This is a genomic window from Halorubrum sp. LN27 (assembly GCF_016635065.1).
Lineage (GTDB): Archaea > Halobacteriota > Halobacteria > Halobacteriales > Haloferacaceae > Halorubrum > Halorubrum salipaludis.
Genome location: NZ_JAEPET010000001.1, coordinates 2,034,941 through 2,056,921 on the forward strand (window position 1 = coordinate 2,034,941; position 21,981 = coordinate 2,056,921).

Below are 21,981 nucleotides of genomic sequence, written 5' to 3' on the forward strand. Positions count from 1 at the left end.
TCGCTGTCGCTCCTTCACTGCGGTGCTTAGCGTCGCCTAAGCTGCCCTTGCGACTGCCCCTTTGAGTCCCACCCAACCGCAGACCGCAGCCTCACGCCTCCCCAGCCTCGTCGGCGGCTCCCGTTAGTCGCCGCCGACTCCCTCGCGCGTGCTCCTCGCGGCCGCCAGTGGCGGCCACTCAGAGGCACGCGCCACCGCGTTGTTTTATAAGTGGTCGTCGCCGTCGCTCTTGGATGTTTAAATACCGGATCGCCGCTATCGATCTGCAAGACCTACTCCCGATATCAATTACTACAGTACCTGTACTGAGCGATCGGGATACCTAGAGCGATCAAGCGGATCGCAGCGACGCCACGATCACGGCGACACTAGTTATACAAACCCGCCGCACCCACCGCCGACATGGACATCGGCCTCACCGTCGGCGACGACCTCGACCGGCTCGCGGCGTCGCCCGCGCGGTTCGACTTCTGCGAGCTCGGGGTCGGCGAGCCGACCCTCGTGCCCGGCGAGATCGACCGGGGGCGGCTGACCGACGCGCTCGCGGGGCGCGACCTGCTCGTCCACCTTCCGTACAGCCAACGGCTGGCGACGTACGTCCCCGAGGTCAACGACGCCATCGTCGACTACCAGCGCCGGCTTTTAAACGCGGCCGGCGAGCTGGGCGCGGAGAAGGCCGTCCTCCACGCGACCTCCGCCGACCGCGACGACATCGAGTTCCGCGAGGTCGCCGCCGACCAGCTCCGCCGGATCGCCGACGCCGGCCGCGAGGCGGGCGTCGAGGTCGTCGTCGAGAATGTCGGCCACCAGCATGCAGGGCTCCAGCTGTCCGTCCTCGGCGACCTCGCGCGGGAGACGGACACCCCGATCTGCTTCGACCTCGGACACGCGTACATGGAGGGCGACAACAAGGCGATAAAGCGATTCCTCCGGAGCCATGGCGACCTGATCTCGCATCTCCACTGCCACGACGCCCGCCGCCGCGGCGACACCCACCTCCCGGTCGGCGCCGGCGAGGTCGACTACGGGCTCGTCGAGTCCGAACTCGACGACTTCGACGGCACCGTCGCGCTGGAGGTGTTCACCGACGACGAGACGCTGCTCCTCGACTCGGCCGAGCGCGTCGCCGACCGGCTGGGAGCGTCGTTCTGAAGTGGCCCTTGTTTTAGGCCGACCAAAGATTCGAAAGGGCTAAAAGTATTTAGGCTAGCCTAAATCGTATGGCGACCGACCCGACACGGCGATCGGAGCTGACTCGACGGAACTACCTCGCGTACGGCGGCTCGGCGCTCGGTGCCGCCCTCCTCGCCGGCTGTACCGGCGGCGGAGACGGGGACGGCGGCGGCGAGACCGACGGCGACGGGGGAGCCGACGGCGAAGCCGGCACGGCGTCCACCGAGGAGGAGCCGTCCGAGGGAGAGGAGGACTCGGAGGAATCGACGACCGACGAGTCCTACACGGTGTCGCTGTCGTCCGTTGGCGAGGTCACGTTCGACGCCGTGCCCGAGACGTGGGCCGCCAACAACGGGAGCTGGGCGGACATGGGGGTCGCCCTCGGCCAGCGACCGCCGGAGGCCGTCTACCTCACGGGGCGCTACCACACGCAGCTCTACGACGAGATTCCGGGCGTGAGCGTCGACAAGAGCGACATGCAGTCGCTCTGGGAGAGCGAGCTCGACGTGGAGGACTTCCTGTCGCTCGCCGAGCGCGTCGACTTCTTCGCGATGGACCCGAACTTCCTGCTCGGCCGGACGAGCAACTGGGAGCAGGACGACATCGACCAGATCGAGTCCGCAGGCGCCCCCTTCTTCGCCAACAGCATCTTCTCTCGGGGGTACGAGTGGCACGACTACGAGTACCCCACGCTGTACGAGGCGTTCGAGAAGCTCTCGGAGGTCTTCCAAGAGGAGGAGCGCTACGACGCGTTCGAGGCCCTCCACGAGGAGTTCCGGGCGGAGATCGACGGGATCGTCCCCCCGGAGGAGGAGCGCCCGTCGGTGGCGATCATGTGGCCGCAGCCGATCGACGAGCCGGAGTCGTTCTCCCCGTACCTCATCGACGAGGGCACGAGCTTCAAGCAGTGGCGCGACCTGGGTGTCGAAGACGCGTTCGCGACGACCGACGTCAAGGACTTCCACGCGGACCGCGGCCAGGTCGACTACGAGCTGTTGCTCGAAATCGATCCCGACGTGCTGCTGCTCCGCGGCAACGAGAACAAGACGGCGGCGGAGTTCCGCGACACGGTCGTCTCCTTCATGGAGGACCACTCCGTCGCGAGCAGCCTGACCGCGGTCGAGAACGGCGACGTCTACCGCGGCGGCCCGCTGTATCAGGGACCGATCACGAACCTCGTCCTCACCGAGCGGGCGGCCGAGCAGGTGTACGGCGTCGACGAGGAGCTGTTCGACCGCGAGCGCGTCGCCGACATCGTCAACGGGGAGTTCTGAGGGCGCGCCGGCGCTCCGGTCCTCGCTGTCTCGTCCCTCACTGTCTCGTCCCTCACGACTCCGCTACTCGCGACTCCCGTCGCCCTCGGTCCCTCCACCGTTGTCCGCGTCCTCGTCGGCGTCCCCGTCGCCCTCACCGCTCCCGGTTCCCCCGCTGACGCCCTCGCTCTCCCCGTCCGTGTCGGCCGCGCTTTCGGCGCGCCGCTCGTCGTCGAGCCGCCGCTTTATCGACTCCAGCTCCGACTCGACGTCGACCTCGGGCGCGGGGTCGTCGTCCTCGTCGGTCTCGCCGGACCCGTCGTCGTCGTCCGGGTTCGGATCGGTCACGTCGATCCTGACGCCGCGGTCGCCGTGATCGTTGCGGTCGTCGCTGTGATCGTCGCGGTCGTCGCGGTCGTCGCTCACTTCGTCGGCGGGCGTGACCTCATTCCGTCCGTCTCGATCGCGGCGCCCGCGCCGCGCGGCGTCGGCCTCGCGGCGGCCCTCCTCGATCCGCGCTTCGATCTCGGCGGTGAGGTCGCGCGCGTCCTCGATGATCGACCGCGAGGCGGCCTCCTCAGGGAGATCGGCCTCCGAGAGGGCGGTCCGGAGCTCCGAGAGCGACCGCGACAGCCCGGCGCTCGCGCCGTCCCGCACGTCGCCGAGGCGGTCGGTCGCCAACCCCCCCTCGTCGAGGCCCCGGCCGGGGTCGGCGAGCCGGAGCGTCCCCTGCACCAGTTCGAGCGACTTGATCGTCGTTTCGAGGAGGGCGATCACGGTCGGGATGGTGTACTGCTCCGTGAACCGAACGAGCTCGGAGAGCCGGGGCGGGCGCGGGGGGCCGCGGCGGTCCCGCTCGGTCTCGCGGAGGTCGCGGCGGAGCTCGCTCAGCACGTCCTCGAGCTCGTCGAGCCGCTCTTCGAGGTCGTCGTCGCGTCGGTCGTCGCGGGAACTCATGCCGCGTCGTAGGCGGTCCGCGGATAAAAAGCCCGGCCGGCCCCGTCGGAGAGGCCTCAGAACCCCTCGCGCAGGTGCGTCGTCCGCGGCGGGAACAGCGCGCGGAGGTCGGCGGCGGTCGCGGAGCCGACGTCGAGTCCGTCTCCCCGTGCGACCTCGTCGACCGACCGGTACCCGACGTACAGCTGCGAGAGGGCGCCGACGTCGACCGCGGCGTCCGCGCCCTCGGGCTCGGCGTCGAGCGGCTGGACCGAGACGCCCCCGTCCGCGGCGGCCACGCGGAAGACGGAGTCGTTCGGCTCGACGAGGGGGTCGTCGACGGCGAGCGAGAACGCGGTCTCGACCTCGGGGTCCGGATCGAGCGCCTCGAGGGCGGCGGCGACGTCGACGAGGCGGACCATCGGCCCGGTCCGGACCTCGCAGTCGACGGCACGGGGGTCCTCGACGAGGTCGAGCAGGGGCGCGTCCGGCGGGGCGCGGATCCGGACCTCGGCGACCTGCGAGTCGTGGTTGCGGCAGAACCGCAGCAGCTGGAACCACGCCTCGTCGTCCGCGACGGCGACGTCGGTGACGCGCATCACGGTGCCGTCCGCGTCGTCCGGCTCGTCGTCGAAGCTGTACGCGCACAGCCCGCGGAGCTCTCCGTCGCGCTCCCAGCCGTAGACGAACGGGTCGGTCTTCCAGCCCTGGAGGGTCCGCTCGCGCCACCACTCCTCGGTCCAGTCCATCGTCAGGTCGTAGCGGTCGGCCATCGCCGAAAGCACCGGCTTCACGGCCTCGTAGTCGTCCTCGCCGAGCTGACGGAAGCGTCCGGCCGCGTCGCCCCCGGTCGCGACGAGGTCGTCGACGAACCCGAGCTGCTCCGGCGGCGCGGTGAGGTAGCGGTAGCGGCTAGCGGTCGCCCACCCGTAACTGGCGTAGAACGGGTACTCGAAGGGCCACAGCGTCGAGACGTGGACGCCCCGATCGCGGTACTCCGCCAGCGACTCCCGGAGCATGCGCCCGACGTTCCCCTGCCGGCGGTGCTCCGGCGGGGACGCGACGGCGGAGAGCCCGGCGACCTCGCGGTCCGCGCCGCGGATCCGCAGGGAGAAGTAGTGGTGCGCGCAGACCGCGACCGGCTTGTCGCCGTCGAACAGCCCTCGGGTGTCGGCGATGGTGTCCTGTTCGTCCGCCTCCTCGGGGTCGTACGGGCCTTCGGCGGGCGAAAAGGCGTACCGCATGAACGCGTCGAACTCGTCGCCGCGCTCGTCGGGGAACTCTCGGTACTCCATGTGCGGTCGGGTCGCGGGAGCGGAATAAGTCTTCCCGGAGCGTGCGAGGGGGTCTCAGTCGGATCCGACCGTCCCGCCCGCGCCGACGCCGCTCAGTCGAACTTCCCGCGCCGGTACTGCACCGGCCACTCGACCTCGGCGCCGAGCTCGTGGGCGGCCTCCAGCGGCCAGTACGGGTGCCGGAGCAGCTCGCGGCCGAGCGCGACGAGGTCGGCCCGCCCGTTCCGGATCAGGGCGTCCGCGTGGGTCGGCTCCGTGATCCCGCCGACCGTCGCGACCGGCACGTCGGTCCCCTCGCGGATCGCCTCGGCGTAGGGGACCTGATACCCCGGCCCGGTGCCCGGGAGCTGCTGGGCCGGGTGGATCCCGCCGCCGGAGACGTCGATCAGGTCGGCGCCGGCCTCGGCGAGCAGGGGAGCCAGCCGCACGGAGTCGTCGACGTCCCACGAGTCGCGGTCGGGGAGCCAGTCGGTCGCGGAGATGCGGACGAAGACGGGCTGATCGTCGGGCCAGACCTCGCGGACGGCCTCGACGACCTCGCGGACGAGGCGGGTGCGGTTCTCGAAGCTCCCGCCGTACTCGTCGTCGCGGTCGTTGGTGACCGGCGAGAGGAACTGGTGGAGCAGGTAGCCGTGGGCCGCGTGGACCTCGGCGACCTCGAAGCCGACCTCGAGCGAGCGCTCCGCGGCGGCCGCGAACGCGTCGACCACCTCGTCGATCCCGTCCCCGTCCAGCCGGCGGGTCGCCGCCAGCTCGTCCTCGTCGGCCCCCCGGTCCGGGTACGGCGCGTCGGTCGCCGAGACCGTCTCCCACCCGTCTTCGGCGTCGGCTGGGATCGGGTCGCCGCCCTCGGCGGGGACCCGGTGTGAGCCCTTCCGGCCGGCGTGGGCGAGCTGTATCCCCGGCGTCGCGCCCTGCGATTTGACGAACTCGACGATCGGCTCGATCGCCTCGGCGTGCTCGTCGGACCAGATCCCCAGACACCCGGGCGTGATGCGGCCGCGGGGCTCGACCGCGGTCGCCTCGGTCATCACGACTCCGGCCCCGCCGGCGGCGCGGGAGCCGAGGTGGACCCGGTGCCAGTCGTTCGCGAACCCGTCGTCCGCGGAGTACTGGCACATCGGCGACAGCATCACGCGGTTGCGGAACTCGGTGTCGCGCAGCGTGTACGGCGTGAAAAGCGAGTCCGTCATCGACTTCTCCGACGACCCCCACGGAGTAATGGGATCCGATCCCCCGCCCGTCTCGCCGCCGCCGAAACGGTCCGGAGCGGTTTCCCGGCGGTTTAGGCCGACCGAAACCTATAACCACCCGCACCTCCGACGCATCGGTAATGACAGCCGGGGACCGGATCGAACGAGAGGTCGAGGGGCCGTCGGACGCACGGCCGCGGGTCGAGGCCAGCCGCTGTTCGCCCGAACGCACCGTCTTCACCGAGGAAGGGAACACGGACGCGTGGATCGCGACCGATCTGACGGTCGAGCTGGAACGATAGCGAACCGTCGTTTCCGTCTTTCTTCGTCTCTCCCCCTCCACTCTTTCTCTCGCAGCTCCGTCGCCGGTCAGTCGAGTCGCTCTCGCACCGCCCGCCACAGCCGACCGACGACCCCCCGATCGCTCGATCGCTCCGACTCGGAGAGCACCCAGTCCGCCTTCGCCGCCGCCTCGTCGATCGGCACGTACTCGAAGCCGACGTGGGTCGCGACGCGCCGGTTCGCGGCGGAGGTCCCGACGAACACCGCCCGCGGGGCGTCGCTCTCCTCGTGGACGTCGCCGAGCGTCCCCCACTTGTCCCAGTTCCGGAGCGCGTAGTCGTTCTCGACCCCGGTCTCGCCGACGAACCGCTCGACCGCGTCCGCGTCGTTGGCGACGATCCCGACGTGCCGGCTCCACTCCCGCGCGTCCGCGAACGCCGCCTCCGGGTCGTCAAGCCGCCGGGCGGCCCCGAGCGAGAGGACGAGCGTCACCTCGCCGGTTCGGTCGTCCGGATCGTCGACGTCGATACCCATGGCTCGGTCGCCCGTTCGCGTCCGAGCGGGTAAACGATGGGGGAGGATGCACCCGCGCAGCGTCCGGGAGGGGAGGACGCGACGCCCGTGTGGGGAGACTTATCCGCCGAGGCGGCGTTCGGTCGGTAACATGGACTTCGAGGCCACGTTCGGCACCGACGCGCCCGTGATCGGCATGGTACACCTCCCGCCCCTCCCCGGGGCGCCGAAGGCGCCGGACGACGGCGCGGCCGCGATGCGCGACGCGCTCGACCGGGCCGCCGCCGACGCCCGCGCGCTCGACCGCGGCGGCGTCGACGGGATCATGGTCGAGAACTTCGGGGACGCCCCCTTCTACCCGGACGACGCGCCGAAACACGTCGTCGCGAGCGTCACCCGCGCCGCGACGGCGATCGCGGCCGAGAGCGACCTCCCGCTCGGGATCAACGTCCTCCGCAACGACGCGGAGGCGGCCCTGTCGGTCGCCGCCGCGGTCGGCGCCGACTACGTCCGGGTGAACGTCCACACCGGCGCCCGGGTCACGGACCAGGGCGTCGTGCAGGGGAAGGCCCACGAGACGCTCCGGCTCCGCGACCGGCTCGGCGTCGACGTCGGCGTGTTCGCCGACACGGACGTGAAACACTCCGCGCCGCTCTCGGCGGAGGGGTACACCGCGGAGTCGTTCGCCGACACCGCCGAGCGCGGGCTCGCCGACGCCGTGATCGCCTCCGGACGCGGAACGGGCGAGGCGATGGACCTCGAAGCGCTCGAGGCGGTCGTCGCCGACCGCGACGCGCACGGGCTCGACACCCCGGTCCTCGTCGGGAGCGGCGTCCGGGCCGACACGGTCGGCGACGTGCTCTCGCTCGCCGACGGCGCGATCGTCGGCACCGCGCTCAAGGAGGGCGGCGAGACGACCGCGCCGGTCGACGCCGACCGGGTGGCGGAGGTCGTCGCGCGGGCGGACGAGGCGCGGTGAAGCGCTGGTAATGCGGTGAAGCGCTGGTAATGCGGTGAAGCGCTGGTGACGGCGGCCTAGAAGGCGCTCAGATCCTCCGCGCCGCGAGGAACGCCTCCACCTCGTCTCGGCTCGGGAGCCCCGGCTGCGCGAATCGGGAGGTGCAGTTGATCGCGGCGACCGCGGCCGCGAACCGGACTCCGCCCGCGATGCCGGTGCGCTCGGGGCGAGCGTCCCCGCCACCGCCGCTCTCGGCGAGCCACCGATCGATCAGCCCGGCGACAAACGAGTCGCCGGCGCCGGTCGCGTCGACCACGTCGACCTCGAACGCGTCGAACGCGGTGACCTCGCCGTCGGCGACGACCGTCATCCCGTCGGCGCCGTGGGTGAGGACCGCGCGGGGCCACCCGTCCCCGAGCGACGCGGAGCGACGACCGGCCCCACGGCCCCGCTGTGCGGCCGCGACGCGCTCGACCGCCGCGTCCGGGCCGCCGAAGTAGGCCGCGGCCGCCACGGCGTCGGCGACGAACAGGTCCGCGGCGTGGAGCAGCCGGTGGACCGTCTCCGGCTCGGTCCCCCGGCCGACGAGCTCCTCGACCGAGCCGGAGAGGTCGAAAGCGAGCGCGGGCGGGTCGGCGGCCGACTCGACCGCGTCGAGGGCCGCGCGCGAGACCGCGTCGGGCGTGTACCCGGTGAGGAAGACGGTCTCGGCCGCGGCGAGCGCCTCGCGGTCCGCCTCGCTCAGTCGGAGGCGCCGGAAGCTCTCGCCCGCGGTGACGATGGCGCGCTCCCCCTCGGGGTCGCTGAGGATCACCGACCGGGTCGAGGGGTCGTCGCCGACCGCGACGCGCGAGGCGTCGACGCCGGTGTCCGCGAGGTACTCCCGCGCCCGTCGGCCGTACTCGTCGTCGCCGACGCGGCTCACGAGCCCCGCGTCGCGCCCGAGCCGGTCGAGCGCGACGCAGACGTTGGCGCCGACGCCGCCGAACGCGGTCGTCACCTCGCTCGCGAACGCGCCGCCGTCCGGCTCCGGGAGGTTGCTGACGGCGTACCACTCGTCGATCACCGCGGCGCCGACCGCGAGGATCGGAGGCGGGCCCGTCATTGACGCCGCGACCGCCCGCTCCCGCTCACGCTTCGCCCCCGTACACCGACTCGTGGAGCTCCATCGCGGCCGCCTCGGCGATCGGGCCCTCGACCTCGGTGTCGCCGTCGGCCCGGCGGATCACCTCGTCGCAGGGGATCGTCACCACGTCGCCGGTGAGCGCGTCGAGCGTCTCGCCCGCGACCCCGAAGACGACCCGCCCGATCCCGGCGTAGTGGATCCCGGTCGCGCACATCGGACACGGCTCGGTGCTGGCGTACATCGTGCAGCGGGCGCGCTCGTCCGGGTCGAGCTCGCGGCCGGCCCACCGCGCGAGGGTCATCTCCGGGTGGGCGGCGAGGTCGTCCTCGGTCAGCGTCTCGTTGTGGCCCTCGGCGACGATCTCGCCGTCGAGGACGAGCAGCGCGCCGAACGGTGTGTTGCCCATCTCGACGGCCTTCTCGGCGAGCGCGATCGCCCTGTCGACGTACTCGCGGTCGGTCTGGTCGCTTTCGCCGTCGGCCCCCGGATCGGTCTGGTCGCTTTCGCCGTCCGCCCCCGGATCGCTCATACTCCCGTGTTCGCCCCCGGGCACGTAACCCTTCGTCCCCGAGGCGGTCGCGTTTATATGTCTCCCGGCGCTATCTCGGCCGTGTCCCGCGTCACCGTCAGCATCGATCCCCACGTCCACTCGGACGACAGCTACGACGGCCACGAGCCGGTGGAGCTCATCCTGGAACACGCCGCGGAGATCGGGCTCGACGCGGTGGTGATCACCGACCACGACGTGATCGGCGAGTCGAAGCGCGCGGCGGAGATGGCCGACGAGTACGGCCTGATCGGTATCCCCGGCGTCGAGGTGTCGACCGCGCACGGCCACCTGCTCGCGATCGGCGTCGAGCGCATGCCGCCGCGCCGGCGCCCCTACGACGAGACGGTGGCGTGGATCCACGAGCAGGGCGGCGTCGCGATCGTCCCCCACCCCTTCCAGCGGTCGCGCCACGGGGTCCGCGAGCGGAACATCCCGGTTCCGGGCTCGGCAGATGGGGACGGAGACGGGGACAGGGACGGGGACGTGAAGGCGAACGCCGAGGGAGGAGAGGCGAGCGCCGGGGGAGGAGAGCGATCCGAGATCCCCGAGGTCGACGCGATCGAGGTGTTCAACGCGTGGCTGTTCACCGGCTACCGCAACCGCCGCGCGCGGCGGTTCGCGGCCGAGCACGGCTATCCGGGGGTCGCCGCGAGCGACGCGCACCAGCTCGAGTACGTCGGGCGCGCGTTCACCGAGGTCGAGATTCCGGATCGCGAGTCGGTCGAGGCGGTCACGGCCGACGACGTGCTCGACGCGATCCGGAACGGAACCACGCGGGTCGACGGCCGCCGCGCGCCGATCCGGATGGCGGCGAGACACTACGTCGGCGCGGCCGGCCGCAAGTCGGGGTACTACGCGCGGACCGGCGCGGTGCGGAGCGCGAGCGCCGCGCGCCGCGGGGTCGCCGAGGCGGTCTCGACCGTCAGGGTCGCGGTCTCGCAGGGCGCGCACCGCGCCGCGCGCGTCCTCTCGTGGGTGACCTGATCGAGGCCTCCGTATCAGCCCGCCGGAGACGGGTTTTTGCCCGCGGGCCCGAAACGACCGCCCATGAGCCACGACAGACGCGAGGCCGGATTCAAGCGGCGGACCCGCGTCGCGGAGGCGCTGGCGACGCTGCTCGACGCGGCCGCCCCCCACGGGCGGACCGAACCGGCGCCGGTCGCCGACGCGGACGGGCGGGTCGTCGCCGAGCCGATCGACGCGCCGGCGCCGGTCCCGAGCTACGACCGCGCGGCGATGGACGGGTACGCGGTCCGCGCCGAGGACACCTTCGGCGCGTCCGACCGGTCGCCGGCCGTGCTCCGCGCCGCCGGCACCGAGGCCGACGCGATCGCCCCGGGCGAGGCCGCGCGGGTCCACACGGGCAGCGCCGTCCCCGAGGGCGCCGACGCGGTCGTGATGATCGAGCGGGTGGAGGAGGTCGGGGCGGAGGTGGAGGCGTTCGACGCGGTCGCCGAGGGCGAGAACGTCGGCGAGGCCGGCGAGGACGTGGCGGACGGCCAGCGCCTCTTCGAGGCCGGGCACGTCCTCCGGCCCTCCGACCTCGGCCTCCTGAAGTCGGTCGGGCTCGACGCGGTCCCCGTCTACGAGCCCCCAACGGTCGCCGTGATCCCGACCGGCGAGGAGCTGGTGCAGTCCGACCCCGGCCCCGGCGAGGTGATCGAGACGAACGGGCTGACGGTCTCGCGGCTGGTCGAGCGGTGGGGCGGAGAGGCCCGCTACCGCGACGTGGTCACCGACGACGAGGACGCGCTCGCGGCCGCGATCGAGGGGGACCTCGACGCCGACGTGGTCGTCACCACCGGGGGATCCTCGGTGGGCGAGCGCGACCTGCTCCCGGAGGTGGTCGACTCGATCGGCGAGGTGCTCGTTCACGGGGTCGCGCTGAAGCCGGGGCACCCGGTGTGTCTCGGCGTCGCCGACGACACGCCGGTCGTCTCGCTGCCCGGCTACCCGGTCGCCTGCATCGTCAACGCCGCGCAGTTCCTCCGCCCCGTCCAGAAGCGCGTCGGGGGGACGACCGCGGACCCGTTCCCGACGCGGCGCGCGCGGCTCGCCCGGAAGGTACCGAGCGAGCCCGGCACGCGGACGTTCGCGCGGGTTTCGGTGGAGGAAACAGACGGAGGCGGTGACGACGGCGAGCCGGCCCTCCCCGCCGCCACGCCGACCCGCGCCAGCGGTTCCGGGATCCTGTCGAGCGTCGCGCTCGCGGACGGCTGGGTCGTAGTCCCCGAGCCGCGCGAGGGGCTCGACGCGGGCGAGGTCGTCGACGTGGAGCTGTGGGAGGCGAGCCCATGAGCGACCGCAAGGAGTTCCGCGACCTCGCGACGCCCGAGGCCGCCCGCGAGGCGATCGACTCGCTCGACCTCTCACCGGCGCCGGAGGCGGTCCCCTTGGAGGACGCCCGCGGCCGGGTCCTCGCGGAGCGGGTCGACGCCGCGATCGACGTGCCGGGGTTCGACCGCGCCTCGATGGACGGGTACGCGGTCCGCGCCCGCGACACCTTCGGCGCCGACGAGGCCGACCCGGTCGAGCTCGACCTCGTCGGCGCGGTCCACGCGGGCGCGGCGCCCGAGGTCACCGTCGAGCCCGGGACCTGCGCGGAGATCTCCACCGGGGCTGTGATGCCGGACGGCGCCGACGCCGTGGTGATGGTCGAACGGACGGAGGAGCTTGGCGGGGAGGGCGGACCGGGCGACGCCGCATCCGATCCCGACCGGATCGCGATCCGGACCGCGGTCGCGCCGGGCGACCACGTGATGAGCGCTGGCGCCGACATCGCCGCGGGCGCCCGCGCGCTCGGTCCCGGAACGCGGCTGACGCCCCGCGAGATCGGGCTGCTGTCGGCGCTCGGCGTCGACGAGGTCCCCGTCGCGGGGACACCCCGCGTCGGGATCGTCTCCACCGGCGACGAGCTGGTGCGTCCCGGGGAGGACCTGGACCCCTCGCGCGGCGAGATCTACGACGTGAACTCGACGACGATCGCGGCGGGCGTCGAGGAGGCGGGCGGCGAGCCGGTCCTCTACCCGCACGCCGGCGACGACTACGATGAGATGGAGCGGCTGCTCCGGCGCGCGGCCGACGAGTGCGACCTCGTGCTCTCGTCCGGGTCGACCTCGGCGAGCGCGGTCGACGTGATCTACCGCGTGATCGAGGAGCGCGGCGATCTCCTGCTCCACGGCGTCGCGGTCAAGCCCGGGAAGCCGATGCTGATCGGGCGGCTCGACCGCGGCGGTGAGGGTGCGAGCGGCGGCAGCGACGCCGCCGACTCCCCCGCCGGCGAGTCCGCCTACGTCGGCCTCCCCGGCTACCCCGTCTCCGCGCTCACGATCTTCCGGACGTTCGTCGCGCCCGCGATCCGGGAGGCGGCCGGCCAGCCCGAGCCCGCGACGGCGACCGTCGAGGGGCGGATGGCCGTCGGCGAGCGATACGGCGAGGGGCGGATGCGGCTGATGCCGGTGGGGTTGCTCGACCTGAACGACGGCGATCTCCCCCTCGTCTACCCGGTCGACAAGGGGTCGGGCGCGACGACGAGCCTCGTCGAGGCCGACGGCGTCGTCGCGGTCGACCCGGAGACCGAGTACCTCGACCGCGGCGAGCGCGTCTCGGTGCAGCTGTTCTCGCCCGACGTACGCCCGCCGACCCTGCTCGGCGTCGGCGAGGACGACCCGGCGCTCAACCGCCTGCTCGACCGCCTCGGATCGCCCCGATACCTCCCGGTCGGCTCCCGCGAGGGGCTCCGGCGGCTCCGCGACGGCGTGCCGGACGTGGCGGTCGTCGCGGGCCCGACCGACCGCGAGGTCGACGCCGTCGAGCTCGGCGGGTGGACCCGCGAGTGGGGGCTGGTCGTCCCCGACGGCAACCCCGAGGGCGTGACGGGGATCGCCGACCTCGTCGACGGCGACCTGCGGTTCGTCAACCGACCGACCGACTCGGGGCTCCGACGGAGCCTCGACGACGCGCTCGACGGCCTCGCGGCCGACCGCGACGCGTCGCGCCGGGATCTCACCGACCGGATCGACGGCTACGGGCTGACGGTCCGGGCGTTCGAGAGCCCGGTCAGGAAGGTGCTGGGCGGCGACGCCGACGCCGGACTCGGGCTCCGCGAGACGGCGGAGCGGCTCGGCTGCGGGTTCGTTCCGCTGGGCGAACAGCGGGTCTCCGTCCGCGCCGCGCCCGACCGGGTCGAACGGGACGCGGTCACGGAGCTCGCGGACGCGCTGGACGACCCCGCCGACCGCTTCGAGGGCCTCGCGGGCTACTCGCGGAACAGCCGGAACGATCCCTGACCGACGACGACCTCGGCGGCGTCGCCGTTCGTCGAGCTGGTGACCGTCATGTCGCTGACGCCGATCGATCCGCCCGACCTGACGACCGTCGCCTCCGCCCGGAGGTCGCCGGTCGCCGGACGGAGGTAGTTCGCGTTGAGGTTCACCGTCGCGACGCCGCCCGAGAGCGGATCCTCGAAGGCGGTGCGCTGGGCGATCCCGCCCGCGGTGTCGACGAGCGTCGCGGCGACGCCCCCGTGGATGGTGCCGCCGTCGCTGTTCGTCAGCTTGTCGTCGAACGGGATCGAGAGGACGACCCGACCGCGCTCGACGACGTCGACCGACGTGTTCAGCCACGAGAGGTAGCCGTGCTCCTCCTCGATCCGCCGCTCGACGAGCTCGACCGCCGCCGCCGGGAGCGGCTCCATCGCCTCGACCTCGCTCCGGTCCATACGCCACCGTCGGCGTCCCCCCGCTTGTAGCCCTCGGAACTCGCAACAACGGCTGCGAGGTTGGAGACGCTCGAACCGAGACGAGCACGTCCCGTCCGACGCCTTATCCGCGATACCGCGCCATCCGTCCCGTGACCTGACGCGTCGCCCGCGGCGGCCGAGGCGGGAGCCCGGCGCACCGCCGCGGCGGAGCGAGCGCGCCGGCTGTTCGCCACGGCGGTCGCCAGCCGTAGGTCCCCCGACTCACCCGACGCCGAGCCGGATCGGGTCGTCGCTCGGCGCGAGCGCGAGCGACACGGTCTCGCCGAGCGCGAACGGTCTGTCCGGACAGACGAGCTTCGCGCCGACCGCCCCGTCCCTGTCCGCGAACAGCGACAACCCCGTCACCCGCTCGCCGTTCGCGAGCACGTCGAGCGGTTTCCACGCGACCCCTCGGCCCCGCGCGACGCCCACGCGTGTCCCCCACAGCGACAGCGCCGTCCCGTCCGGGAGCGCGTCGAACGCGCCGCCGCCGGCGTAGTGCGCCAGCCCGCCGTCGAGTGGGACGCCGTCGTCGCTCGCGAGCGCCGCGAACCGCAGACCGGGAGACGGGTGGTTCGGCGCGTCGAGGACGACGTGCGTTGGCCCGCGTTCGACGACAGCGCCGGTCCCGTCCCACTGCACGGGCTCGACCGGCACGTCGACGTCGACCGGGAGCGACCCGCTCGCCCGGAGCGCGTTCGCTCCCGGCGGCCTGAACCCGAGGTGGACGTGGTCGTCGACCCACCGTCCGAAGAAACCGGACCTGGTCAGCGGGCCGAGCGCGTCCCCGACCGCGACGTGCTCGCCCGGCGACACCTCCGGGATCACGTGAAGGATCCGCGCGAGCGTTCCGGTCGCCGCGCCCGTCCGCCGACACCAGTCATCGTCCAGTTCGACGACGATCAGGTGGTCCTCGTCGGCGGCGTACGGTCGGTCCGGACAGCCGACGGTCCGCGTCTCGCGGACGACGCCGGCGACGGGCGAGACGCCCGTTTCGCCGTCCGGGTAGAGGTCGATCGCGCACCCGTCGTCGTGCGCCGGATACGGGGAGTTGAACCGCGAGAACCGCCGGTAGCGGTCGAGCACCGACGGCGGAAGCGTGACGGTCATCGGATCGTCACGTAGGGGCGGACGGGCAAGTGGGCGTCGGCCGCCGAGCGTCGCTGTCGGTCCCCGCGTCGGACCCGACCGCCGGATCAGTCGTCCGCGGGTTCGATCCCGGAGATCACGAAGCGCGCGCCGCCGGACGCCGACTCCTCGACGGTGAGCTCCCACCCGTGCGCTTCGGCGATGTCCCCGACGATGGCGAGGCCGAGACCGGTCCCGCCGCCGAGGGAGACGCCTCGCTCGGTCACCTCCGAGCGCTGGTCCGCCGGGACGCCCGGGCCGTCGTCGGCGACCGCGAGCGCGATACCGTCTTCCCGGCGCTCGATCTCGACCCGAACCGCCACGTCGTCGCCGGCGTGTTCGATCGCGTTGCGGAACAGGTTTGAGAGGAGCTGTTCGAGCCGATCGCCGTCGGCCAAGGCCGGCGCGTCGGGTCCCTCGACCGTCAGCGTCGCGTCCGCGGTCTCGAGCCGCGACCAGACGCGTCTGGCGGTCCCGTCGAGCGAGACGCGGTCGACCTCGTCGACGGACTTCCCGGCGGTCGCCAGCGACAGCAGCCCCTCGATCAGGTCGTCCATCCGCTCGTGGGCGTTCGCGGCGCGGTCGAGCGCGTCCTCGTTGTCTCCGCCGCCGTGGCGAGCCAACTCCACCGCCGCGGTCGCGGCCGCGAGCGGGTTCCGGAGGTCGTGGGAGACGACGCCCGCGAAGTCCTCCAACCGCTCGTTCTGCCGCTCCAGCTCCGCCTCGCGGCGCTCCAGCTCCGCCTGGCGACGCTCGCGTTCGGTCACGTCGCGGAGCAGGAACACGTGGCCGCGGTCGGTCCCGCGGGGGTCCGTGATCGGGTCCTCCTGGATGTCGAACTGGCGTCCGCCGATCGTGATCGGGTGTTCGACGCCGACCTCCAGGCGGGGGAACACGTCCGAGAGCGACGATTCGACCGCTTCCGGGGGCAAGAGCTCCTCTGCCGCGGGGTTGAGGTCTCGAATCCGACCATCGGAGCCGGCGACGATCACGGGGTCCTGCATCACCTCGACGGCGGTGTCTCGGGCGACGACCGCGGCGTCGAGCGTCCCGAGCCAGAAGACGGTCCCGTACAGGAAGACACCGTGGACCACGAGCCCTGTCGGGAACCACGCGAGGTTCGCGTAGCTCCCCACGTCGACGACCGTGACGATCCCGCCCAGGAACGGAAACAGGGTCCCGAGCAGGATCACGAACGTCTGGAGCCGGTAACGGTTCCCGGTCCGACGGTACAGGTCGACGACGACGAGGACGCCGGCGATACACAGTCCGTAGGCGTACAGCACGAACGCCACGTCCGCGATCCCGAGTTCGAACGAGAGCAGCGTGAACGGGCCCTCGACGACCGCGGTCAGGGCGCGTCGCGAGAGCCCGTGCGTCCCGCTCGACCAGGCGGCCAGCACCCAGACGAACGGCGGGGCCGCGAGCGCGACGGTCCGATTCTCGGTGCGCCACCGGTCGTGACCCGAGAACGCAAGGACGAACGCCATCCAGATCCCGGGGACCGCGGCGACGAGCGGGGTGGAAAGGTTGAGCGCGACGACCATCGCCAGCTCGCTCGCGCTGGCGACTCTCACCGCGTACAGAAGCGAGATGCCGCCGCCACAGAGCAGGTAGAGCGCGACCTCGGTGCCGCCTGGTTCCTCCCGGTCGGTCCACGCGACGTACCCGAGCCCCAGTCCGATGACCCCGGCCAGCAGGCAGGCTGCGAGGTACGCCTGCACCGGCAGCGCGCCGAGATCGCTCATCGTTACCAGACACAGTCAGAGGGTCGGCAAAACCTTTGTGTCACGCGCTCGCGACGCCCCCGAACCGGGATGACGCGCGTCTGCCGCGCGTCGCAAGCGGCTTGTCCGACGGTCCCCTTTCGCCGATATGCGCGTGGTTAGGGGTCGCGACCCCCGTCCCGAAGCGGACCGGGAGCACACGGCGGCGCTGCTCGCGGGCGCGGCCGACGGAACGCCGGGGATCCGAGTGTGGGCGCCGCCCCGACAGATCGCCTTCGGCCGCCGCGACACTCGGGAGACCGGCTTCGAACGGGCGAAGCGGATCGCCGCCGAGCGGGGGTTCGATCCGATCGAACGCGACGTGGGGGGCCGCGCCGTCGCGTATCCGGGCGACACGCTCGCGTTCGCGCACGCCGTCCCGCTCGGCGACGGGCGGGACTCCGGGTCGATCGCGGAGCGGTACGAGCGCGCGACGGAGACTGTCGTCGACGCGCTGCGCGGGCTCGGCGCGGCGGTGTCGCGCGGCGAACCGCCCGAGTCGTTCTGCCCGGGCGATCACTCGGTCCGTGTCGCTGGCGGCGGCAAGATCGCGGGGATCGCCCAGCGGGTCCGCGGGGACGCGGCGCTCGTGGCCGGCTGTCTGGTCGTGACGCCGGGCGACGCGCACGCGGTCGCGGACGCCACCGCGGCGGTGTACGGCGCGCTCGGAGTCCCGTTCGATCCGGAGACGGTCGGAAGCGTCGCCGCGGCCGGCGGTCCGTCGAGGCCGAATCCCGTCGCTCGGGCGCTGGAAGACGCGTTCGTCGACGGCCCGTGGGGCGACCACAACCCTCGAATCGACAGGATCGACGGCGACGACTGATCCGCGGGCGCCGTCCGCGACGGGGTCCACGGACGGAGCGCGGCCGGATCGCGCTTTCGACGTGCTTTTTATTCGCGGGGGTCTCGGTTCGCCCATGGCCGAATTCAAAGTCGTCATCGCCGACCCCGACACCGGCGAGACGTTCCAGCAAGAGGTCGACGGACAGGACGCGAACCGGTTCCTCGGTCGAGAGATCGGCGACGAGATCGGCGGCGACGCCGTCGGGCTCTCCGAGCACACGATCGCGATCACGGGCGGCTCCGACGAGACTGGCCGCCCGATGCGCGAGGACGTCTCCGGAACCCGCCTGAAGGAGCTCCTCTTAGAGGGCGGCGTCGGCTTCAAGCCGTCCCGCGAAGGCGAGCGCAAGCGCATCACCGTCCGCGGCCGCGAGATCGACGACGACGTGGCCCAGATCAACGTCTCGGTCGTCGAGGGCGACGATGTCGCCGCGGCGCTCGGCGAGGCCGACGACGACGCCGACGAGGAGTAACGCCCCGTTTCGATGCCTCGCGTCCCCTCCGACGACGAGGACATCGCCTCGATCCGCGTCTCGCTCGCCCGGAGCGGCGGCACTCGCCGTCCCTGCGTCCGGATCCCGAACGACGACGAGCTCGACGGGCGCGTCGAGTCCGGGCGCTGCGAGTCGCTGTCGCTCGCCGCCGGCGACATCGTTCGCGTCGCGGTCGACCGCGAGGAGTACCACGCACCGGTGCGGAGCGACAGCGACGGGCGACTGATCCGGGGCGCGTTCGACAACCGGCGGCTCGCGCGCGAGCCCGGTGAGGGGGCAAATCGCCTCGCCGAGTGGCTCGCCGAGAACGGGCGGGAGCCGGGCGACCCCGTCGTCCTCGACGTCGTCGTTCCCGGCGAGCAGTACGGGCTCCGGATCCCGGGCGAGCGGACCGTGTACGACGCGACCCGCGGTCCCCGGTCGTCACTGTCGGACATCGCCCGGGACCTCGACGGCTGAGTTCGGGCGGGTCGTCCCGGTTCGACCCGCCGACGTCGCCGGCGACGCGCAGGCCGGATCGCTTATTCTCGCGCGGACCCGATCCCGGCGTATGCAAGAGGTCGACGCGGATCTGACGGCGCTCGACCGCGGGATCATCAACGCCTTCCAGGGCGGATTCCCGGTGACCGAGCGCCCCTTCGAACCGGCCGCGGCCGCGCTCCGCGAGCACGGGGTCGACGTGACCGGCCCGGAGCTGTGCGAGCGCGTGCGCGAGCTCGACGAGGAGGGAATCTTATCCCGGTTCGGGGCGCTCGTCAACGCCGAGGAGATCGGCGGGGTGGCGTCGCTCGTGGCCATGCACGCCCCCGAGGACCGGTACGAAGAGGTCGCGGAGACCGTCAACGAGTTCACCGCGGTGGCGCACAACTACGAGCGCGAACACCCGCACCTTAACATGTGGTTCGTGGTGAGCGTCGCCGACCACCCGGACCCGGACAAGGACGGCGGCGACCGGGTCGACGAGGTGCTCGCGGAGATCGAGGCCGCGACGGGCCAGGAGACGTACAACCTCCCGAAGGTCCGCGAGTTCCACGTCGGTGCGAAGTTCCTCGTCGACGGCCCGGTCCCCGACGGCGACGTGGACCTGTCGGATCTCGGTCCCGCCGTCTCGCCGAGCGACCGGTCGACGCTCACGCCCGAGGAGCGCGACCTCGTCGTCGAGATCCAGGGCGGACTCCCGGTCACCGAGACGCCGTACGCCGACGTGGCGGCGGCGATCGGCGCCGACACCGAGTGGGTGATCGAGACGATCAAGCGGTTCGACGCGGAGGGGAAGGTGCGCCGCGTCGGCGTCATCCCGAACCACTACGCGCTCGGCTACACCGAGAACGGGATGACCGTCTGGGACGTGCCCGAGGAGGCCCTCGACGAGGTCGGCCCGGCGGTCGCGTCCCTGGACTTCGTCACGCACTGCTACCAGCGCCCCCGCCACGAGGGCGTCTGGGAGTACAACTTCTTCGCGATGACGCACGGGCGGACGGAGGCCGAAAGCGAGCGCCGGATCGCGGAGGTGAAGGAGCTGATGGACGAGTACTGGGCGGTCGGCGCGGACGACTGGGACACGCTGTTCTCGACCCGGATCCTGAAGAAGACGGGGATCCGCATCGCCGACCGCGCGGACAGCAACACCGCGTGATCCCCCTGTATCACGACCTCACCGGCGAGACGGTGCTGGTGTTCGGCGGCGGCGCCGTCGGCTCGCGGAAGGCGTCCCGGTTCGCCGACGAGGCGCGGGTCGTCGTCGTGAGCCCCGCGTTCGACGAACGGCTGATCGGTCTCGGCGAGGGAGGTACCGAATCGGCGGAGACGGATACCGGGTCGGCGGAGGCGGATTCTGGGTCGGTGGAGCTGGCCCGCGCCGCGCCGGACCCCGAGGCCGTCCGCGACTGGATCGACCGGGTCGACCCCGCGCTCGTCGTCGCCGCCACCGACGACGCGGCGGTCAACGCGGCGGCCGAGGCGGCGGCGCTCGACGCGGGCGCCCTCGTCAACCGGACCGACGTGTCGGCCGCGGACCGGTCCGGCGGTCGGGGGGCGCGGAGCGTCGTCGTCCCGGCGACGGTCGAGGACGACCCGGTCAGCGTGGCGCTCTCGACGGGCGGGGCGAGCCCGGCGCTCGCGAAGGCGCTCCGCGAGCGGATCGAGGCGGAGATCGACGGCGCCGGCGCGATGGCGGAGCTGTCGGGGACGCTCCGGGAGGAGCTCAAAGACCGGGGCGTCGCCCCCGAGAGGCGCCGGGAAGCGATCCGCCGAGTCGTGCGATCCGAGGGGGTTTGGAAGGCTTTACAAAAGGGGGAATCCTACGGTCGGCAAGAGGCGGATTCCGTGATCGAGGAGGTACTCACCAGATGAAGGAGACGGGCGCTATTTCGGGCGTGAGCGTCGCCCACTCCCGGGCAACGGTCGACGAGATCGAGGCCGCGGGCGGCGACGGCGTCCGCGCCACCGTCTCGGACCTGCTCGCGCGCGACGGGGTTGAGGAGGCGTTCGCCCTCCAGACCTGCAACCGCTCGGAGGCGTACGTCGTCACCGACCGGACCGTGGACGGGTCGGTCGCGTTAGAGTCGTTCGCCCCCGAGGTCCGCGGCGGCGCGGTCCGCCGACTCGACCACGAGGAGAGCCTGGAACACCTGATGCGAGTCGCCTCGGGGCTCGAGTCGCTCGTGCTCGGCGAGGACCAGATCATCGGGCAGCTCCGTGAGGCGTACGAGGAGTCGAAGTCCGCGGGGGGAATCGGTCCCGTGCTGAAGGACGCGGTGACGAAGGCGCTCCACGTCGGCGAGCGGGCGCGCAACGAGACCTCGATCAACGAGGGGGTCGTCTCGCTCGGCTCGGCCGCGGTGCGGCTGGCCGCCGGCGAGATCGACCTCACCGACGGCTCCGCTGTCGTGGTCGGCGCCGGCGAGATGGGGACGCTCGCGGCGCGGACGCTCGACGACACCGCGGTCTCGGAGATCGTCGTGGCCAACCGGACGGTGCCGAACGCGGCGTTCGTCGCCGAGGAGGTCGACACCCCCGCCGAGGCGGTGCCGCTCGCCGAGCTCTCGACCGTGGTCCCGGACGCCGACCTCGTGATCGCGGCGACCGGGAGCCCGGACCCGGTGATCCGGTCGACGCACGTGACTGGCGCCGACCGGCTCGTCTGTATCGACATCGCGCAGCCGCGGGACGTGGACCCCGCGCTCGCCGACCGCGACGGGGTCACGCTGTACGACATCGACGCGTTAGAGGACGTGACCCGGAAGACCCGCGAGAGCCGGGAGGCGGAGGCGCGGGAGGTCGAGGCGATCATCGACGAGGAGCTCGACCGCATCCTGCAGGCGTACAAGCGCAAGCGCGCCGACGACGCCATCTCGGCGATGTACGCCGGCGCCGACCGCGTGAAGGCCCGCGAGGTCGACCGGGCCGTCTCGAAGCTGGAGGCGCAGGGTGAGCTAACAGACGAGCAGCGCGAGACCGTCGAGGACCTGGCGGACGCGCTGGTCGGGCAGCTGCTCGCGGCACCGACCCGGTCGCTCCGCGACGCGGCCGGCGAGGACGACTGGGAGACGATCCGCACCGCGCTCCAGCTGTTCGACCCCGAGTTCGACACGCTGCCGGACGGCCCGGGGGCGAGCGACTCCGGACGCGACGCGCCCTCGGCCGACGTCGACGGCGCGCCCGACTCGGTCACCGAAGAGCTCGACGACTGACTCCGTTTGAGAGGTTTTTAGACCGGTGAGCGGCAGCG

The 21,981-nt window shown here is 72.6% G+C and carries 22 protein-coding genes; 13 read left to right on the top strand and 9 right to left on the bottom strand.

The window, feature by feature from the left end; genetic code table 11:
* Nucleotides 1–402: 402 nt before the first annotated feature.
* Both JIN95_RS09915 and JIN95_RS09920 read left to right on the top strand, forming a co-directional pair.
* A complete protein-coding gene (locus JIN95_RS09915; protein WP_095637678.1) occupies nt 403–1,152 on the top strand; it encodes a sugar phosphate isomerase/epimerase in 750 nt (249 codons plus the stop codon).
* Nucleotides 1,153–1,220: 68 nt separating this feature from the next.
* Nucleotides 1,221–2,447 carry an ABC transporter substrate-binding protein gene (locus JIN95_RS09920; protein WP_095637679.1) on the top strand — a complete coding sequence of 409 codons (1,227 nt, stop codon included), beginning with the start codon at nt 1,221–1,223 and terminating at the stop codon, nt 2,445–2,447.
* A gap of 63 nt (nt 2,448–2,510) precedes the next feature.
* Here the strand turns inward: JIN95_RS09920 and JIN95_RS09925 are convergent, their stop codons facing one another.
* From JIN95_RS09925 to JIN95_RS09935, 3 genes are all read right to left on the bottom strand, one after another.
* Nucleotides 2,511–3,383, bottom strand: coding sequence for a hypothetical protein (locus JIN95_RS09925; RefSeq protein ID WP_200531341.1), 873 nt, complete (start codon nt 3,381–3,383; stop codon nt 2,511–2,513).
* A 56-nt stretch (nt 3,384–3,439) separates the two neighbouring features.
* Nucleotides 3,440–4,657 carry a GNAT family N-acetyltransferase gene (locus tag JIN95_RS09930; RefSeq protein ID WP_200531342.1) on the bottom strand — a complete coding sequence of 406 codons (1,218 nt, stop codon included), beginning with the start codon at nt 4,655–4,657 and terminating at the stop codon, nt 3,440–3,442.
* Nucleotides 4,658–4,749: 92 nt separating this feature from the next.
* Entirely contained in the window at nt 4,750–5,850 is a 1,101-nt protein-coding gene (locus JIN95_RS09935; RefSeq protein ID WP_200531343.1) for an NADH:flavin oxidoreductase/NADH oxidase, read from the bottom strand.
* A 140-nt stretch (nt 5,851–5,990) separates the two neighbouring features.
* On the opposite strand from JIN95_RS09935, the gene JIN95_RS09940 reads away from it, so the two are divergent.
* A complete protein-coding gene (locus tag JIN95_RS09940; RefSeq protein WP_198951568.1) occupies nt 5,991–6,152 on the top strand; it encodes a hypothetical protein in 162 nt (53 codons plus the stop codon).
* Between the two features lie 67 nt (nt 6,153–6,219).
* On the opposite strand, the gene JIN95_RS09945 is transcribed toward JIN95_RS09940, so the two are convergent.
* Nucleotides 6,220–6,666, bottom strand: a complete 447-nt coding sequence (locus JIN95_RS09945; RefSeq protein WP_200531344.1) for a hypothetical protein — start codon at nt 6,664–6,666, stop codon at nt 6,220–6,222.
* A gap of 130 nt (nt 6,667–6,796) precedes the next feature.
* Here JIN95_RS09945 and JIN95_RS09950 point away from each other — a divergent pair, with 130 nt between their 5' ends.
* Nucleotides 6,797–7,624 carry a BtpA/SgcQ family protein gene (locus tag JIN95_RS09950; protein WP_200531345.1) on the top strand — a complete coding sequence of 276 codons (828 nt, stop codon included), beginning with the start codon at nt 6,797–6,799 and terminating at the stop codon, nt 7,622–7,624.
* A 67-nt stretch (nt 7,625–7,691) separates the two neighbouring features.
* On the opposite strand, the gene JIN95_RS09955 is transcribed toward JIN95_RS09950, so the two are convergent.
* Nucleotides 7,692–8,708 carry a carbohydrate kinase family protein gene (locus JIN95_RS09955; protein WP_200531346.1) on the bottom strand — a complete coding sequence of 339 codons (1,017 nt, stop codon included), beginning with the start codon at nt 8,706–8,708 and terminating at the stop codon, nt 7,692–7,694.
* 25 nt (nt 8,709–8,733) lie between these two features.
* Complete coding sequence (locus tag JIN95_RS09960) at nt 8,734–9,258, bottom strand: nucleoside deaminase (RefSeq protein ID WP_200531347.1); 525 nt, start codon at nt 9,256–9,258, stop codon at nt 8,734–8,736.
* Nucleotides 9,259–9,339: 81 nt separating this feature from the next.
* Between JIN95_RS09960 and JIN95_RS09965 the strand changes: the two genes are divergently transcribed.
* The 3 genes from JIN95_RS09965 to JIN95_RS09975 all read left to right on the top strand — a co-directional run bounded on the left by JIN95_RS09965 (nt 9,340) and on the right by JIN95_RS09975 (nt 13,568).
* Nucleotides 9,340–10,263: a PHP domain-containing protein gene (locus tag JIN95_RS09965; RefSeq protein WP_200531348.1), complete on the top strand. Its 924-nt coding sequence runs from the start codon at nt 9,340–9,342 to the stop codon at nt 10,261–10,263.
* 63 nt (nt 10,264–10,326) lie between these two features.
* Entirely contained in the window at nt 10,327–11,577 is a 1,251-nt protein-coding gene (gene glp, locus JIN95_RS09970; protein ID WP_095637687.1) for a gephyrin-like molybdotransferase Glp, read from the top strand.
* Nucleotides 11,574–13,568 (top strand): molybdopterin biosynthesis protein, encoded by a 1,995-nt coding sequence (locus JIN95_RS09975; protein WP_200531349.1) that lies wholly within the window; start codon nt 11,574–11,576, stop codon nt 13,566–13,568. The genes glp and JIN95_RS09975 overlap by 4 nt, the downstream gene beginning before the upstream one ends.
* On the opposite strand, the gene JIN95_RS09980 is transcribed toward JIN95_RS09975, so the two are convergent.
* The 3 genes from JIN95_RS09980 to JIN95_RS09990 all read right to left on the bottom strand — a co-directional run bounded on the left by JIN95_RS09980 (nt 13,538) and on the right by JIN95_RS09990 (nt 16,896).
* Nucleotides 13,538–13,999 (bottom strand): PaaI family thioesterase, encoded by a 462-nt coding sequence (locus JIN95_RS09980; RefSeq protein ID WP_095637689.1) that lies wholly within the window; start codon nt 13,997–13,999, stop codon nt 13,538–13,540. The two genes, JIN95_RS09975 and JIN95_RS09980, sit on opposite strands and share 31 nt — an antisense overlap.
* A 243-nt stretch (nt 14,000–14,242) precedes the next feature.
* The gene (locus JIN95_RS09985; protein ID WP_200531350.1) at nt 14,243–15,130 is read right to left on the bottom strand and encodes a hypothetical protein; all 888 of its coding nucleotides are present in this window, start codon (nt 15,128–15,130) and stop codon (nt 14,243–14,245) included.
* 86 nt (nt 15,131–15,216) lie between these two features.
* Complete coding sequence (locus tag JIN95_RS09990; protein ID WP_200531351.1) at nt 15,217–16,896, bottom strand: histidine kinase N-terminal 7TM domain-containing protein; 1,680 nt, start codon at nt 16,894–16,896, stop codon at nt 15,217–15,219.
* Between the two features lie 127 nt (nt 16,897–17,023).
* Here JIN95_RS09990 and JIN95_RS09995 point away from each other — a divergent pair, with 127 nt between their 5' ends.
* The 6 genes from JIN95_RS09995 (at nt 17,024) to hemA (ending at nt 21,943) form a co-directional block, all read left to right on the top strand.
* On the top strand, nt 17,024–17,737 hold the full coding sequence (locus JIN95_RS09995; RefSeq protein ID WP_095637692.1) for a lipoate--protein ligase family protein: 714 nt from the start codon (nt 17,024–17,026) through the stop codon (nt 17,735–17,737).
* Nucleotides 17,738–17,831: 94 nt separating this feature from the next.
* The gene (locus JIN95_RS10000; protein ID WP_095637693.1) at nt 17,832–18,230 is read left to right on the top strand and encodes a 30S ribosomal protein S6e; all 399 of its coding nucleotides are present in this window, start codon (nt 17,832–17,834) and stop codon (nt 18,228–18,230) included.
* A gap of 12 nt (nt 18,231–18,242) precedes the next feature.
* Entirely contained in the window at nt 18,243–18,710 is a 468-nt protein-coding gene (locus JIN95_RS10005; protein WP_095637694.1) for a hypothetical protein, read from the top strand.
* Nucleotides 18,711–18,801: 91 nt separating this feature from the next.
* Nucleotides 18,802–19,887 (top strand): Lrp/AsnC family transcriptional regulator, encoded by a 1,086-nt coding sequence (locus JIN95_RS10010; protein WP_200531352.1) that lies wholly within the window; start codon nt 18,802–18,804, stop codon nt 19,885–19,887.
* Complete coding sequence (locus JIN95_RS10015; RefSeq protein ID WP_095637696.1) at nt 19,884–20,603, top strand: NAD(P)-dependent oxidoreductase; 720 nt, start codon at nt 19,884–19,886, stop codon at nt 20,601–20,603. The genes JIN95_RS10010 and JIN95_RS10015 overlap by 4 nt, the downstream gene beginning before the upstream one ends.
* Nucleotides 20,600–21,943 carry a glutamyl-tRNA reductase gene (gene hemA / locus JIN95_RS10020; RefSeq protein WP_200531353.1) on the top strand — a complete coding sequence of 448 codons (1,344 nt, stop codon included), beginning with the start codon at nt 20,600–20,602 and terminating at the stop codon, nt 21,941–21,943. The genes JIN95_RS10015 and hemA overlap by 4 nt, the downstream gene beginning before the upstream one ends.
* Nucleotides 21,944–21,981: the final 38 nt, after the last annotated feature.